The following is a 14399-nucleotide window of genomic DNA, read 5'->3' on the forward strand; positions in this document are numbered from 1 at the left end:
CGCGTTCCGTACAATACGGCCCCTGACCTCAATCTTCGCCCTGGAGCATCGCGTGAACAAATTTCAACTGGAACAGACCAAAGCATTCAAACTGGCCAACGACCTGAAGCAAGGCGGCCGCGCACGCGTGGGCAGCGCGGATGCGCAAAAGACCGATCGCCGCGAGCAGCGCAAGCTCGATCAGGCGAAGGGTCTCGTGCCATTCGCGTGCAAGCTCGATGAAAAGCTCGTGACGCAACTGAAGTCGCGCGCCGAAGCGCATGATGGCGGGATGACGGAAGTGCTGGCCGAATTGCTGGTGAAGGCCGGTCTGGAGCGTTAAGTTCCTTGTCCGCTCCGTGCGCTTCGCGGCTCCTGAAGCGCACGATCGCCACGCGTGTCCCTCACACGCTCCCTTCCTTCTCGATCACCAGAATGCGCGCCTCGCCGACGGGTTCGGCGAAATGCTCATCGCCGGCCTGGGCATGAAAGATGTCGCCGGCGCGCAGCGTCAGAACGCGCTCGCCTTCGCCGCCACGCACATGCATCCGCACTTCGCCCTGCATGACGGCGAACACTTCCTCACCGTCGTTCACGTGCCATTTGTATGGCGTGTCCGTCCAGTGCAGGCGGCACGACGTGCCGTTCATCACGCAGATATCGAGCGCGCCCCATGCGCGGTCGGCCGTGAACTTGCCACTTTCGATTACTTTCATTTGATTGCCGCCTAGCGGATGAAATCGCGCGCTTCATCGACATCCGCGTGACGCGTCGCCGGAATGCACGCCACCGCGATCAACGAGAGCACGAGCCCGCCCATCACATAGAAGGTGGGCGCGAGTTGCGAACCGGTGACGCGGATGAGCCACGTCACGATGAACTGGCCGAAGCCGCCGAAGATCATGACCGCGATGTTGTACGCGAGAGAAAGCCCCGTGGAGCGCACGTGCGCAGGAAACAGCTCGGCGATGAGCGCGCCGAACGGCCCATAGTAGCCCGAGAGCGAGATCGACAGCAGCGCCTGCACGATGACGAGCCGCATCAGGCTCGGCTCTGCCGCGAGCCACGCGAAAAGCGGATAGATCACGACGAGCGTGATCGCGAGCGACCACAGCGAAAGACCCTTGCGGCCGATGCGGTCGGACCACGCGCCCGCGACCGGCGACAGCACCGTCAACAGCAGATTGCCGACGATCAACGCCGTGAACGACTGCCCGAACGGCAGCTTCAGTTGCTTGACGGCGAAAGTCGGCAGATAGGCGATCAGCACATACACGCTGACCGTCAGCGCGATCACCGAGCCGAGCCCGCACAGCACTTCGCGGCTATGCGTGCTGAACACTTCCCCGAGCGTGGCGCGGCGCGCGGTCTTCTTCGCGTGCAGGAACGCTTCGGTGTCGGCCATGTTGCGGCGGATATACAAGCCGACCGGCCCGATCACGAGGCCGAGGATGAACGGCACGCGCCATCCCCATGAATCCAGCGCCTCGGGTGAAAGGCCGCGCGAAATCGCCGAGCCGACGATCGCGCCGAGCAGCAGCGAAGCGGCCTGGCTCGCCATCTGGAAGCTGCCGTAGAAGCCGCGCTTCGAGAACGGCGCCGCTTCGATCAGAAGTGCCGTCGAGCTGCCGAACTCGCCGCCTGCGGAAAATCCCTGCAACAGCCGCGCGAACACGATGACGAGCGGCGCGCCGATGCCGATCGCCGAGTACGGCGGCGCGATCGCGAGCAGGAAGATGCCGAGCGTCATGAGCCCGATGACGAGCGTCAGCGCCGCCTTGCGCCCCGCGCGATCTGCATAGAGACCGAGGACGATGCCGCCGACCGGCCGCATCACGAACGCGACGCCGAAGGTCGCGGTGGTCAGAAGAATCGACGAGTAATCGCTGTCGCTCGGAAAGAACAGGCGGGCGATGACGACCGTCATGAAACCGAACACGGTGAAGTCGTACCACTCAAGCGCGTTGCCGATGACCGCGGCCGCCACGGCGCGCGCGTTCAATGGTCTTCCTGGCATGCGATCCCCTAAGGTCATTGGGTGTCGTGCTGGGCGGGCGCCGTCACGCGCGCTGCCCGCCGGACTCGTTGACCGCGCTTTGTTCGAAAGATGCACACGCGCGGCTCTTTTTGCCTTGGCGAGTGTAAAGAGGGTTTTTCTCCCGATCAAGCTAATTGCGAACGAAAGAAAGCGCGCCGGGCCTTCCGGCCGGGCGCGCTTTTCGTGTGACGTCGATCGCGCTTATGCCTTCTTCACATACGCGCTGCACCAGCCCTTGGATGCGACCTGCTTGTTGCTGAACATCGGGCACGGCGCATAGGCGTCCGTCGGCTTGCCCTGATAGAACTGACAGTTGCCGCAGTCCTGGCCGGCGGCGTATTTCGGGTACTTGGCCTTGTCGACCTTGCTCGCGTCTTCCTTGTAGCCGAGTGCCTGCGCGGTGGGATCGCTTTCGGCGACTTTCGGCGCATCGGCGGCGAAGGTGGCCCGGGAGCCGAGCGCGAACGTCGAGGCGACGCCCGCGCTGGTGATGAGAAACGCGCGACGTGATGTCTTCATGGTGACTCGCTCCATGTTGTATTGGGGGATAGCGCCGTTCTTGGCGACGGCGATATCCGAGCATAACAATCTGGAAGCGAGTCGACGACGCCAAATGTTAGAGATAAGGGACGGCGGAAAGTCGCATGTCGCTCTAGCGCGCCATATCCGCCACGCGCTCGGCGATCGCAAGCGAGGCCGTCAATCCCGGCGATTCGATGCCGAACAGGTTCACGAGTCCCGGCACGCCGTGCGCCGACTTGCCCTGAATCACGAAATCCGCCGCGGCCTGACCCGGGCCGGACAGTTTCGGCCGGATGCCCGCGTAGGCGGGCTGCAAGGCGTCGTCGGGCAAACCCGGCCAGTACGCGCGAATCGCGGCGTAGAAGGAATCGGCGCGGCGCGGATCGACATCATAGTTGAGCGCCTGCACCCACTCGACGTCCGGGCCGAACTTTGCCTGCCCGCCGAGATCGATCGTCAGATGCACGCCCAGCCCCGCTTCGTTGGGCATCGGATAGATCAGCCGCGCGAACGGCGCGCGTCCGCTCACGCTGAAGTAATTGCCCTTGGCGAAGTAGAGCGGCGGCACGTGCCGGTCGTCGAGGCCGCGAATGCTCTGCGCGATCGCGTTCGCATGCAGTCCCGCGCTGTTGATCAGATACGACGCCCGGAACCGCGCAGGCGACTCGCCGCCCGTCTGGACGATGAAACAGCCCTCGCGTGCATCGATGGAAGCGACCGGCGTATGAAACACGATGTTCGCGCCGTGGTTCTCCGCCTGCCCCTGCAGCGCGAGCATGTACTGATGACTGTCGACGATACCCGTCAGCGGCGACCACACCGCCTCGACGCATTGCAGTTGCGGCTCCATCTCCGCCGCCTGCGCGCCGCTGATGCGCTCGAGTCCCTTGACGCGGTTCTCGATGCCCTTCTGCTGCAGCGCCGCCAGTTGCGGCACCTGATTGCGCGCGGTGGCGACGAGCAGCTTGCCGCATTGCCGATGCGGCACGCCATGCGCACGGCAGAACTCGTAGAGCATGTCGCGCCCGCGCACGCACAGCTCGGCCTTCAGCGACCCGCGCGGATAGTAGATGCCGGCGTGAATCACCTCGCTGTTGCGCGAACTCGTGCCGATGCCGATGCCCTCGCCCGATTCCAGCACGATGACCTCGCGTCCGCGCATCGCCAGGGCGCGAGCGATCGCGAGTCCGACGACGCCCGCTCCGATTACCACGCATTCGATCCGATCCATGTCTTCTTTCCGCCGCAGATTTATCCCAACTATTTTACGTTCGGGACTATTGCGCGATACACAACAAACGCACATGGACTGCATCGTTTTCCGGTGCAATTCAGAAAAAGGCAAGAATCTGGCCGCCAAATGTCAAAAATGACAGGTTTTGGCGGCCTTTTTGGCAATTCCATAAATGAAGGCCTTTCAGAAACCGATCGCTTTCTTGCGCGAATTGCGGTCGAGCTGGATGTCACGCGCCTCGACGTGATGCCTTTGATCGATGCGCGCGTTGCCGAACGCGTTGAGCATCGCGCGCCGCATGCCGCGCGGCGACGCCTGCGTGAGCGCTTCGAGCGGCGCGTCGCCGAGCGTTTCCGGGAAGCGCGCGCCCCACGCGTGGGCATTGCGGATTTCGGCGTAAATCGACTGCGCGATGCGTCGCGCGCCGTCGCGATCCGGCGGCGCAATCTCGTAGACGTTCATGCGGTTCAAAAGCGGCTCGGGAATCGAGCGCGCGTCGTTGGCCGTGGCGATCCACACGACATTGCCCGCGTTGATCGGCACTTCCGCGAATTCGTCGATGAACGTCTGCGCCGTGTCGTGCTCGAGCAGCGCGTAGAGCGAGCCGAGCGGATCGTATTGCGCGTCGCCGGTGGCCTTGTCGATTTCATCGACGGTGATCACGGGGTTCGCGTAGCTGCCGTTGACGAGCGCGTCGAAAACCTTGCCGGGCTTCGCGTTGCGCCACTGCGACGACGCGCCCGACAGAATCCAGCCCGCCGTGAGCGAGCTCATCGCCACGTAATGAGAGGACGTGCCGAGCAGCCGCGCGAGTTGCTTCGCGAAATGCGTCTTGCCGATGCCCGGCTCGCCGAGCAGCAGCATGGGCATGAGTTCGAGGCGATCGTCGGTTTCGAGGCACAGCGCGATCTGCTTGCGGATATCGGCGAGCGGCTCCTCGAAGTTCGGCAGATCGGCGGCGAGATCGTCGACCGACGGCATGCGGTTCGGCTTCACGCAGAAGCGCAGATTGCCCACCTTCAGCATTTTTTCGTAGATGGCGCGCAACGCGTCGCTCGCGCCTTCGGACAGGTCGTTGAGCGCGGATTCCACGTCGTCGAGACTGTAGACCTTGCTGAACGATGCCACTGCCAGTTCCTGTTTGACCACGGCCGTCGTCATGTCACACCCCGTCATTTTTTATGGTCGACGAGTCCAGTGTATCGGCGCCAAAACCCCGCGCAAGCGAGCAGTCGCACACGTGTGCTGCTAATCAGGACGCCCGTTTTGCTCGATAAAGCCGCGATCGGCGCGCGCTAGTATCATCGTCGGGATCGAACTGCCGGGCGGGTTCGAAATCTGCTCTGCCCTCCATCGTGCATTCGTGTATTTCAGCGGGCAGGCTGAACCCGGCCCGCGCCGCCATGTCACAAGGAAGTCGCCGAGGATCGCCGATCCAGCGGCCGCTCGCCAAAGCGCGCCGCCATCCGAACCGTCCACGCGCAGGAGTCGCTTTCAATGCATAAAACGCTACGCACCGCCTTTCTGAAGACCGCGCTCGTGACGGGCGCCTGTCTCGCCGCGCTCGGCGCGCACGCGCAAACCACGGCGACGCAGCCGGTGACGTGGGAATTGCAGGTCGTGCGCGACGGTCAACAGATCGATTCGTTTTCTGGCACGACGAACGTCGGCCAGGCGCGCACGGATACGCATCACAACAAGGTGCGAAACAACGTAGGCTGCGCGGATCAGCCTGCGGGCGATATCGACCTGCAACGCACGATCACCGTCTCACCGACCCATGCGAGCGCCGACGACGTCACGCTCGCTATCGATGCGCAGGAAACCTTGCAGGACGACAGCACGCGCGTGTCGCCGTCCGGCTGCAAGCTGCCGCCGGTGCCGCGCCAGGTGAGCGGGTCGCATCCGGGCCTCGTGCTCAAGCCGGGCGAATGGGGGCAATGGCAGCTCATCGACAGCAACCCGTCGCTCGCTTATCGGGTGCGCGCGAGCCTGGGTTCATCGACGGCGGCGCAATGACAACCTCGGTGACATAGACTCCAGAAAGCCGCCGCTCAAGATCAAAGAACGCATGCGAAACCCAGAACATCTTCCGCCAGGTCCGTCCGCTCATTCGGCCACGCCGGATTTCACGGCGGTGAGCTGGAATCTGCACAAGGGCCGTTCGCCCCTCGGCTTGCGCGCCTGGACAGCGATGCAGCGGTGGGTTCAGACCACCAACGCCGACGTCTATTTTCTCCAGGAAGCGATGGCGCGGCGCATGCCGCAGCCCGTGCTCGCCAGCGGCTTCGGCAATCCGCTCAATGCGCCGCTCGACGATGTCTGGCATTGCCAGGCGACCGAGATCGCGACTGCGCTCGAGTTGCAGATCGCGCTCGGGCCGAACGTGTTCAAGCCATCGTGGCGGCACGGCAACGCGATTCTTTCGCCGCATCCGCTCGATCTCTCCGGGCGCTGGGACATCTCCGCGCATCGTTTCGAAAAGCGTGGGCTACTGGTCGCGCGCGCGACGTTCGCCGGTCAGGCGATCACGCTGCTGTGCGCGCATCTCGCGCTGACGCGTCAGGCGCGGCTGCGTCAGATGAACTGGATCGCCCACTGGATCGCGAAGGAAGCGCCCGAAGGTCCGCTCATGCTCGCGGGCGATTTCAACGACTGGCGCAACGACTCCGTGCCGCTTTTCGGTGAACTCGGCATGCACGAAGTGGCGACGATGCTCGGCGAATCCGGCCGCACGTTCCCGGCGTTTTCGCCTGCGCTCGCGCTCGACAAAATGTTCGTGCGCGGACTGAAACCGGTCGAATGGCTTGTGCCGACGCAGGACACGGCGTGGCTCTCGGATCACCTGCCGTACATGGCGCGGCTGCGCGTGGAATAAGGGACTTACGCTCGCGGTCCGGCGAGCAGCGCTTCCAGCGCGTCGATGGCGACGGGCTTCGTCAGATGATGATCGAAGCCCGCGTCGAGCGCGCTCTGACGGTCGGCCTCGCTGCCCCAGCCCGTCAGCGCGAGCAGCAACACACTTTTGGTCGCGTCGCGCTTTCTCATTTCGCGCGCGACGTCGAATCCGCTCATGCCCGGCAAGCCGATATCGAGCACGACCACATCGGGTTTGAAATCATCGATCGATGCGAGCGCGCGCGGGCCGTCATGCTCCGTACGCACTTCGTGGCCGAGCGCTTCGAGCAGCATCGACATGGCAAGCGCCGCATCGTCGCTGTCGTCGACGAGCAGAACGCGGCGGCCTTGCGCCGCGCCGCCGCTTGCTTCGGCGGTGGTGTTCATGCATTTCCCCGTGAGTCGTCGCCGCGCGAAACCGGTATTTCCGACCCGCGCCCGACTTTATTGAGATGATTCGGGAAATGTAGCACAGCGTGTCCGCGTTCAAGATAATGAACCCGCAATACGGCGCGCGAAGGCTCTGCTATCGTGAATACTTCATCCGCCGCCGTTCTCGCACCGCCGCCATGTTCGATCTTTTCGACGACATTCCCAAGCCCGACATCGTGTGGCATCCGGATTGGATCGACGCCGACGAAGCCTCCGATCTGATGGGCGCGCTCATCGCGGAAGTCGGCTGGCAGCAGGACACGATGACGACGCCCGGCGGCCGAGTGCCGCTGCCGCGTCTGACCGCGTGGCAAGGCGAGCCGGACGCGGTGTATGTCTATTCGGGCATCCGCAACCTGCCGCAGCCGTGGACGCCCGCGGTCGCGAACCTGCGCGAGCGCGCCGAAACCGCGTGCGGTGCGCGCTTCAACAGCGTGCTGCTGAATCGCTATCGCGGCGGGCTCGACAGCATGGGCTGGCATGCCGACAAGGAACGCGAACTCGGCCCCGAGCCGGTGATCGCATCGGTGAGTCTGGGCGCGACGCGCACGTTCGAGTTCCGTCACGCGCGCACGCACACCACGCACACGCTCGCGCTCACGCACGGCAGCCTGCTCGTGATGCGCGGACGCACGCAGCAGGAATGGGTGCATCGCGTGCCGAAGGAGCCGGGCGCGCGCGGCGAGCGCATCAATCTCACCTTCCGCTGGGTCGATGCGTCGAAGCGCAAATGAAATCGCCTACGGACGTTTGGCGACGAAATCGATCTCGACGAGCGCATCGCGCGCAAGGCCCGTCACGCCGATGCACGTGCGCGCCGGCAGCGGCTTCGGCAGGAAGTACGACCGATACACGGCGTTCATCGCGTCGTAGTCGCGCTTGAACTCGGTCAGGAAGATCCGCACGCTGACCACGTTGTCGAGCGTCAGCCCCACGCCGTTCAGCACGAGAATCAGGTTATCCATCACGCGGCGCGTCTGCGCGGCGACGCCTTCGGGCAGCGGCGCGCCGTCGTCGCTCGGATCGGTCGGCATCTGACCGGTGAGGAACACCCAGCCGTCAGCTTCCGCCGCGTGCGAGAAAGGGCCGACGGGCGTCGGCGCGGCATCGACCATCGTGAATTTGGGCAACTGGCTCACATCCTCTCCTCGTTTTGATTTCGTATCGTCCGAAACCGGCACGTTAGCGCGCCAAAATTGCGCGCGTGTTTCGGCCCGTGCGAAGATGATGCGGCTTACGGTTACCTTCTCACACCCGATGCTTCCCTACCCCGTTCTCGCCGACGCTGTCTTGCGCATGCTGGCCGCGATGCTGATCGGCTGCATCATCGGCATCGACCGCGATCTGCACGGCAAACCGACCGGCATGAAGACGCTCGGGCTCGTGTCGCTCGGCGCGTGCATCGCGACAATGTGCGCGCAAGGTTTCTCGATGACGCCCTCCGACGATGCCGGCGTCTCCCGCGCCGTGCAGGGCATCGTGACCGGCGTCGGCTTTCTCGGCGCGGGCGTGATCCTGCAGAATCCGCGCGAGAACCGCGTGCGCGGGCTGACCACGGCGGCGTCGATCTGGGTGACGGCGGCCGTCGGCATCGTCTGCGGGCTGGGCGTGTGGAGCGTCGCGTTCATCGCGATGATTCTGATGATCGCGCTCATGACGATCGGGCGCGTCGTCGAGAAGCGGCTTCTGCGGCGCTGGATGAACAAGCCGGAAGACGAGCGCGAAAAGTACGGCGAAGTCGAAGAAATTTAAACGAGCGCCCCGGCGACGGGCGCCTTCACGCGATTGCGGCCCGCCATCTTCGCGGCATAGAGCAGGCCGTCGGCGCGCGCCATCATCGACGCGAGCGGCTCGCGGCCGTCCCACATCGCGATGCCCGCGCTGAAGGTGTAATGCAGCACGCCGCCTGGCACCTCGCACGGCGTCGCTTCGACCGTTCTGCGCAGACGCTCGACGAGCGCGGTGACATCCTCGATATGCTCGGCCGTGCAAAAAAGACAAAACTCCTCGCCGCCGATGCGCCCGAATGAATCGCCATTGCGCATGCGCGCCCGCACGATCGACGAAAAATGACGCAGCACTTCGTCACCCGCCGCGTGACCGTAGCGGTCGTTGACGCTCTTGAAGTGATCGATGTCGACGACCGCGACGTACTCGCAACAGCCGTCATGTCCGCCCTGCCCGGCACGCGCGAGACTCTCTGCCGCCGAGGCCAGGAAGGCTTTTCTCGACAGCGCGCCGGTGAGGTCGTCGATGCGCGCGAGGCGTTCGAGCCGTTGCGCGAGCCGGTCGTGCGCCATCATCACGAGGCCGATGCACAGCGACGGCAGCACGAGAATGCCGAGCGCGAGGAACGTGATCTGCATCGGCCCGGGCTGCAGCAGCGCGGTCTGCGCGGGCGGCTTCACGGCGTAGATCGCGCCGCGCACCGTATGGCCGAGCGCGCCGAGCGCGGCGGCGCCCGCGACGAACAGATAGTTGTAGCGCGGCCGCTCTTTCGGACGCTCCAGCAGCACGCGGCCGGCAATCGCGAGATCGCAGGCGGCATGAAACGCCGACACGATCACCACGCGCACGTGCACATCGGGCACGACATAGGTGAAGTACGCGATGCCCGCCATCACGCCGAGCCACATGATCCAGCCCGTCCAGCGCTGCGCGGGACGCATGCGCACATCGAAGAAATCGTTGCAGCCTTCGTAGATGAGCAGGATCGTCGCGGCGAGCAACTGGTTCGCCGCGACGATGCCGAGCCACGCAGGCGCGACGTTCTGCATGGCGAAGAGCACGAGCGAGACGATTGCGATGACGTTCGCCAGAAGCCAGCGCCGCACGCCCGCGATCGCATGCGAGAGCAGCGAAATCAGCACCAGTATCGAGAGAATGCTCGATAGCGCGGTGACGACGAGAATGCTGACGGGACTGAACATCGCTGAAAAAGTGGGCGGGGATATCGCTCGTGCTGAAGGAAGGCGGTGTTTTCGGTGAGAGGATGCGCGGCGAAAAGAAGCACGAGTATCCGACATTGCCCACGCGTTTACGGCACGAACGGGCGCACCTTGAAGGCCGGACGTGCGGCGCGCCGTCGCACCTAGAAAGCAAAAACGCGGCGCAGCCTTGCGGCCCGCCGCGTTCGATCACGCGATTCCCCGCGCCTTACCAACCATGACGCTCGCGCCAGCGCTCCTCGCGACGCATCTCGTGATGCCAGCGGCGCTCGCGCCATTCGTGACGGCGCCATTCGCGCTCGCGCCAGTCATCGCGACGGTAGCCGTCTCCATAGCCGTATCCGTAGTAGCCGACCGGCACCGCGGGCTGCGCGTACACCGGCACGCCCACGCCCACCGCCACATCGACGTGCGCATTCGCCGATGCCGACATTGCAAGGGCCACGATCCCCGCCAGCCCGATAGCCGTTCCGAGAAGTTTCTTCTTCATGTCGCTTTCTCCTTGCACCGAGTGCTCTGTGAGTGAGTGCAGTCTAGGAAGCGATGCCGGATACAGGTGCAACGGGTTTGCCAGAAAGGTAACGTCAGGTAACGGTCAGCAATTGCGAATGTGGTCTAGCGCACGCGCTTGCCGGAAGCGTCGATGACGACTTCGCCGTCCTCCTTCGTGAACGGCCCCTTCTGCGCCTCGGGCAGGATGTCGAGCACCAGTTCCGACGGACGGCACAAGCGCGCACCCTTCGGCGTTTCGACGAATGGCCGGTTGATGAGGATCGGATGCGCGAGCATCGCGTCGAGGAGTTGATCGTCGGTGAGGCTAGGATCGTCGAGGCCGAGCTCGGCATACGGCGTGCCTTTTTCGCGCAGGGCGTCGCGCACCGAAAGACCCGCGCGCGCGATCAGCGCGACGAGCGCGTCGCGGCTCGGCGGATGCGTCAGGTACTCGATCACAGTCGGCTCGATGCCCGCGTTGCGGATCAGTGCAAGCGTGTTGCGGGAGGTTCCGCACTTCGGGTTGTGATAGATGGTGACGGTCATTGTCGCGATGTCCCTGCGTTCGTGAGTGAGCGTGATGGCACGCCTCGCATTCTAAAACCGAAGCCGCGATGACGCGACGGACAGCCTCGCGTCACGCGTGCGCCTGTATCCGGGATGCACACTCGATTGTGCTGTTCATTCAGACATCTGCGGCCTATAACGAAAGGTGCAGCGCGGCATGCGTCTTCTGCGGACCCGCGGGTCCCATTCGCCGGCAAGCGCACCGGCGCTCCGTCTGCATCGCATCGGCGAGATGCCATGCGTGGATCGCACACCAACAAGTTCGGGAAACCGGCCACGGCACAACGCAGCCACGCCGGGAACCGGCGCCGATGTCCGTCCGGCCGGCGCGCCACGCTTTGCACCAGCAGCTCACGTGGCACGCTCCGTGCGGGGCAACGATCCCAATCAGCGAACAGCGTTGCGCGGCTTGCCGCGAGCGCGCCTTCCGATCAAGGAGTCAACATGAAATCACGTGTCGCCATGGCGGTGCTCGCCGCCTCGTTACTCGCCACTGCGGGCCTCGCCTCGGCCCAGCAGACCTACTATCGCACCGCGCAAGTGCCTGGACAGGCCACCGCCGATACCTGGACCGATCCGGGCGCGCCTCAGCAAAGCGCGATGCAGGATCAGCCGGCCGACACGTCCTACGGCGGCTCGCCGATGACGCGCGGCGCGGCGGGCGCCACCACGATGGGCACGATGGACAGCGCCGCATCGAAGCCCTGCACGCGCGGGCCGCAATGCAACATCTTCTTCGGCAACTGAGCGGGCAACGAAGCCGTTTCAACTGCGTTAGCATCCGTGCATGACCCACGCGCGTCCGTTCGAAACGAGCGGGCGCGCCATCCCTTTTTTCACGGAACGGCATCATGCACCGCGACGAATTTCTCGCACTTCTTTCCAGCGAAGGTTTCGACGAAGTCGTCACGGTGACGCGCGAGCCGAACGGCTCACTCGATGTCCACGCACATCCGTTCGAAGCCAAGGCGCTGATTCTCGAAGGCGACGTCACGATCCGCACCGGCGACGTCGCGAACACCTATCGCCCGGGCGATATCTTCCATCTCGCCACGAACATCGAGCACGCGGAGCAGTACGGGCCCGAGGGCGTAACGTATCTCGTCGGGCGCAAGTAACGATGGCCGTCTCCAAAGGCAAGAGCGCACGTATCCGCATCGGCGTCGGCGGATGGACATACGAGCCGTGGCGCGGCACGTTTTATCCCGAAGACCTGGCGCAGAAGCGCGAGCTCGAATACGCGAGCCGCGCGCTCACGAGCATCGAAGTGAACGGCACGTTCTACGGTTCGCAGAAGCCCGCGACGTTCATCAAATGGCGCGACGAAACACCCGATGATTTCGTGTTTTCGCTCAAGGCGCCGCGCTACGCGACGAATCGCCGTGTGCTCGCCGAAGCCGGCGACACGATCGAGCGCTTTTTCGGCAGCGGCGTGCTCGAACTGAAGGACAAGCTCGGTCCGATCAACTGGCAATTCGCGCCGACCAAGAAGTTCGACCCCGAGGATTTCGAGCGCTTTCTCGAACTGCTGCCCGCGAAAGTCGAAGGACGCGCGATTCGGCACGCGATTGAAGTCCGTCACGAGAGCTTCTGCGATCCGGCATTCGTCGCGCTCGCGCGCAAGTATCGCGTCGCGGTGGTGATCGCGGGGGACTCGAAGTATCCGCAGATCGCGGATGTGACCGCACCGTTCGTCTATGCGCGCATCATGGGCACGACGGACAAGCAGGCACAGGGCTATGCGAAAGCGGCGCTCGATCAATGGACCGAGCGCGCGAAAACGTGGGCCGCGGGCGGCTCGCCGGACGACTTGCAGACGTTCGGCAAGGCGGCGGCGCCGAAAGCGGCGTCGCGCGACGTGTTTCTCTACGTCATCAGCGGGTTCAAGGAGCGCAATCCCGCCGCGGCGATCGCGCTCATCGACCGTTTGAAGGAATAGAAGCGCCTCAGCGCACGAGGCAAGGCTTCTTGTTGTCGAACTTCCAGTTCGGGATCAGATACTGCATCGCGACGCCGTCATCGCGCGCGCCGAGGCCGTGCTGCTGATACAGCGCGTGCGCCTTCTCCACTTCGTCCATGTCCAGCTCGACGCCGAGGCCCGGCACTTCGGGCACCTTCACCTTGCCGCCGACGATCTGCAGCGGATCGCGCGTGAGACGCTGGCCGTCCTGCCAGATCCAGTGCGTGTCGATGGCCGTGATCTTGCCCGGCGCGGCAGCGGCGACGTGCGTGAACATCGCCAGCGACACGTCGAAGTGATTGTTCGAGTGCGAGCCCCACGTGAGGCCCCAGTCGTTGCACATCTGCGCGACGCGCACCGAGCCCTGCATCGTCCAGAAGTGCGGGTCGGCGAGCGGAATGTCGACGGATTGCAACTGGATCGCGTGACCCATCTGGCGCCAGTCTGTCGCGATCATGTTGGTCGCGGTAGGCAGGCCGGTCGCGCGGCGGAATTCGGCCATCACTTCGCGGCCCGAATAACCGTTCTCCGCGCCGCACGGATCTTCCGCGTAAGCCAGCACGTCGTGCTTGTCGCGGCACAGGCGGATCGCTTCGGCGAGCGACCATGCGCCGTTCGGATCGAGCGTCACGCGCGCTTCGGGGAAACGCTCCGCGAGCGCGGTGGCCGCTTCCATTTCCGCGTCGCCGGCGAGCACGCCGCCTTTCAGCTTGAAGTCGTTGAATCCGTAACGTGCCTTCGCCGCTTCCGCGAGGCGCACGACCGCTTCGGGCGTCAGCGCAACTTCAGTGCGCAGGCGCTCCCAGTCGTCCTTGCCGTCCGCGCCGGATGCGTACGCCAGATCCGTCTTGTTGCGGTCGCCGATGTAGAACAGATAGCCGAGCATTTCGACTTCATCGCGTTGCTGGCCTTCGCCGAGCAGCGCCGCGACGGGCACCCCGAGATGCTGGCCGAGCAAGTCGAGCAGCGCGGCTTCGAGCGCCGTGACGGCGTGGATCGTCGTGCGCAGGTCGAAGGTTTGCAATCCGCGCCCGCCCGCGTCGCGATCGGCGAACGCCGTGCGCACCCGGTTCAGCACGGCCTGCATGTTGCCGATGGATTGCCCGACGACATACGCGCGCGCATCGTCGATCGTCTTGCGGATGGCCTCGCCGCCCGGCACTTCGCCCACGCCCGTGTTACCCGCGCTGTCCTTCAGGATCACGATATTGCGCGTGAAGAACGGGCCGTGCGCGCCGGAGAGATTCATGAGCATGCTGTCGCGGCCGGCAACCGGCACGACGCGCAATTCGGTGACTGTCGGAGTGGAACTGGCTTTCGTGGACATGA

19 protein-coding genes are annotated in these 14399 nt (G+C 64.6%); 8 read left to right on the top strand and 11 right to left on the bottom strand.

Annotated features, from left to right (window positions below; translation table 11 throughout):
• Positions 1-52 precede the first annotated feature (52 nt).
• Complete coding sequence (locus NCT32_RS12970; RefSeq protein WP_061120308.1) at positions 53-322, top strand: hypothetical protein; 270 nt, start codon at positions 53-55, stop codon at positions 320-322.
• Between the two features lie 61 nt (positions 323-383).
• On the opposite strand, the gene NCT32_RS12975 is transcribed toward NCT32_RS12970, so the two are convergent.
• The 5 genes from NCT32_RS12975 to NCT32_RS12995 form a co-directional block, all read right to left on the bottom strand.
• Positions 384-695: a cupin domain-containing protein gene (locus tag NCT32_RS12975; RefSeq protein ID WP_061120307.1), complete on the bottom strand. Its 312-nt coding sequence runs from the start codon at positions 693-695 to the stop codon at positions 384-386.
• Positions 696-706: 11 nt separating this feature from the next.
• Positions 707-1996, bottom strand: a complete 1290-nt coding sequence (locus NCT32_RS12980; RefSeq protein ID WP_061120306.1) for an MFS transporter — start codon at positions 1994-1996, stop codon at positions 707-709.
• Between the two features lie 222 nt (positions 1997-2218).
• On the bottom strand, positions 2219-2536 hold the full coding sequence (locus NCT32_RS12985) for a high-potential iron-sulfur protein (protein WP_061120331.1): 318 nt from the start codon (positions 2534-2536) through the stop codon (positions 2219-2221).
• A 133-nt stretch (positions 2537-2669) separates the two neighbouring features.
• Positions 2670-3770, bottom strand: a complete 1101-nt coding sequence (locus NCT32_RS12990; RefSeq protein ID WP_250477181.1) for an NAD(P)/FAD-dependent oxidoreductase — start codon at positions 3768-3770, stop codon at positions 2670-2672.
• A 186-nt stretch (positions 3771-3956) separates the two neighbouring features.
• On the bottom strand, positions 3957-4934 hold the full coding sequence (locus NCT32_RS12995) for an AAA family ATPase (RefSeq protein ID WP_061120304.1): 978 nt from the start codon (positions 4932-4934) through the stop codon (positions 3957-3959).
• A gap of 336 nt (positions 4935-5270) precedes the next feature.
• On the opposite strand from NCT32_RS12995, the gene NCT32_RS13000 reads away from it, so the two are divergent.
• On the top strand, positions 5271-5792 hold the full coding sequence (locus NCT32_RS13000; RefSeq protein ID WP_061120303.1) for a hypothetical protein: 522 nt from the start codon (positions 5271-5273) through the stop codon (positions 5790-5792).
• Between the two features lie 52 nt (positions 5793-5844).
• Complete coding sequence (locus NCT32_RS13005) at positions 5845-6651, top strand: endonuclease/exonuclease/phosphatase family protein (RefSeq protein ID WP_061120302.1); 807 nt, start codon at positions 5845-5847, stop codon at positions 6649-6651.
• A gap of 5 nt (positions 6652-6656) precedes the next feature.
• Here NCT32_RS13005 and NCT32_RS13010 read toward each other — a convergent pair whose 3' ends face one another.
• Positions 6657-7058: a response regulator gene (locus NCT32_RS13010; protein WP_061120301.1), complete on the bottom strand. Its 402-nt coding sequence runs from the start codon at positions 7056-7058 to the stop codon at positions 6657-6659.
• Between the two features lie 182 nt (positions 7059-7240).
• On the opposite strand from NCT32_RS13010, the gene NCT32_RS13015 reads away from it, so the two are divergent.
• Positions 7241-7837: an alpha-ketoglutarate-dependent dioxygenase AlkB gene (locus tag NCT32_RS13015; protein ID WP_061120330.1), complete on the top strand. Its 597-nt coding sequence runs from the start codon at positions 7241-7243 to the stop codon at positions 7835-7837.
• A gap of 6 nt (positions 7838-7843) precedes the next feature.
• Here the strand turns inward: NCT32_RS13015 and NCT32_RS13020 are convergent, their stop codons facing one another.
• Positions 7844-8242 carry a RidA family protein gene (locus tag NCT32_RS13020; RefSeq protein ID WP_061120300.1) on the bottom strand — a complete coding sequence of 133 codons (399 nt, stop codon included), beginning with the start codon at positions 8240-8242 and terminating at the stop codon, positions 7844-7846.
• Positions 8243-8360: 118 nt separating this feature from the next.
• Here NCT32_RS13020 and NCT32_RS13025 point away from each other — a divergent pair, with 118 nt between their 5' ends.
• Positions 8361-8855 carry an MgtC/SapB family protein gene (locus tag NCT32_RS13025; RefSeq protein WP_061120299.1) on the top strand — a complete coding sequence of 165 codons (495 nt, stop codon included), beginning with the start codon at positions 8361-8363 and terminating at the stop codon, positions 8853-8855.
• On the opposite strand, the gene NCT32_RS13030 is transcribed toward NCT32_RS13025, so the two are convergent.
• The 3 genes from NCT32_RS13030 to arsC form a co-directional block, all read right to left on the bottom strand.
• A complete protein-coding gene (locus NCT32_RS13030) occupies positions 8852-10033 on the bottom strand; it encodes a GGDEF domain-containing protein (protein WP_250477182.1) in 1182 nt (393 codons plus the stop codon). The genes NCT32_RS13025 and NCT32_RS13030 overlap by 4 nt on opposite strands.
• 226 nt (positions 10034-10259) lie before the next feature.
• On the bottom strand, positions 10260-10541 hold the full coding sequence (locus NCT32_RS13035) for a hypothetical protein (protein ID WP_061120329.1): 282 nt from the start codon (positions 10539-10541) through the stop codon (positions 10260-10262).
• Between the two features lie 125 nt (positions 10542-10666).
• Positions 10667-11089, bottom strand: a complete 423-nt coding sequence (gene arsC, locus NCT32_RS13040; protein WP_061120297.1) for an arsenate reductase (glutaredoxin) — start codon at positions 11087-11089, stop codon at positions 10667-10669.
• A 465-nt stretch (positions 11090-11554) separates the two neighbouring features.
• Here arsC and NCT32_RS13045 point away from each other — a divergent pair, with 465 nt between their 5' ends.
• The 3 genes from NCT32_RS13045 (at position 11555) to NCT32_RS13055 (ending at position 13049) form a co-directional block, all read left to right on the top strand.
• Complete coding sequence (locus NCT32_RS13045) at positions 11555-11857, top strand: hypothetical protein (protein ID WP_143756388.1); 303 nt, start codon at positions 11555-11557, stop codon at positions 11855-11857.
• Between the two features lie 104 nt (positions 11858-11961).
• Positions 11962-12228, top strand: coding sequence for a cupin domain-containing protein (locus NCT32_RS13050; RefSeq protein ID WP_061120295.1), 267 nt, complete (start codon positions 11962-11964; stop codon positions 12226-12228).
• Positions 12229-12230: 2 nt separating this feature from the next.
• Entirely contained in the window at positions 12231-13049 is an 819-nt protein-coding gene (locus NCT32_RS13055; RefSeq protein ID WP_250477183.1) for a DUF72 domain-containing protein, read from the top strand.
• A 7-nt stretch (positions 13050-13056) separates the two neighbouring features.
• On the opposite strand, the gene gudD is transcribed toward NCT32_RS13055, so the two are convergent.
• Positions 13057-14397, bottom strand: coding sequence for a glucarate dehydratase (gudD, locus tag NCT32_RS13060; protein WP_250477184.1), 1341 nt, complete (start codon positions 14395-14397; stop codon positions 13057-13059).
• Between the last annotated feature and the right edge of the window lie 2 nt (positions 14398-14399).

Origin of the sequence: Caballeronia sp. INML2, from assembly GCF_023631365.1 — a bacterium.
Lineage (GTDB): Bacteria > Pseudomonadota > Gammaproteobacteria > Burkholderiales > Burkholderiaceae > Caballeronia > Caballeronia turbans.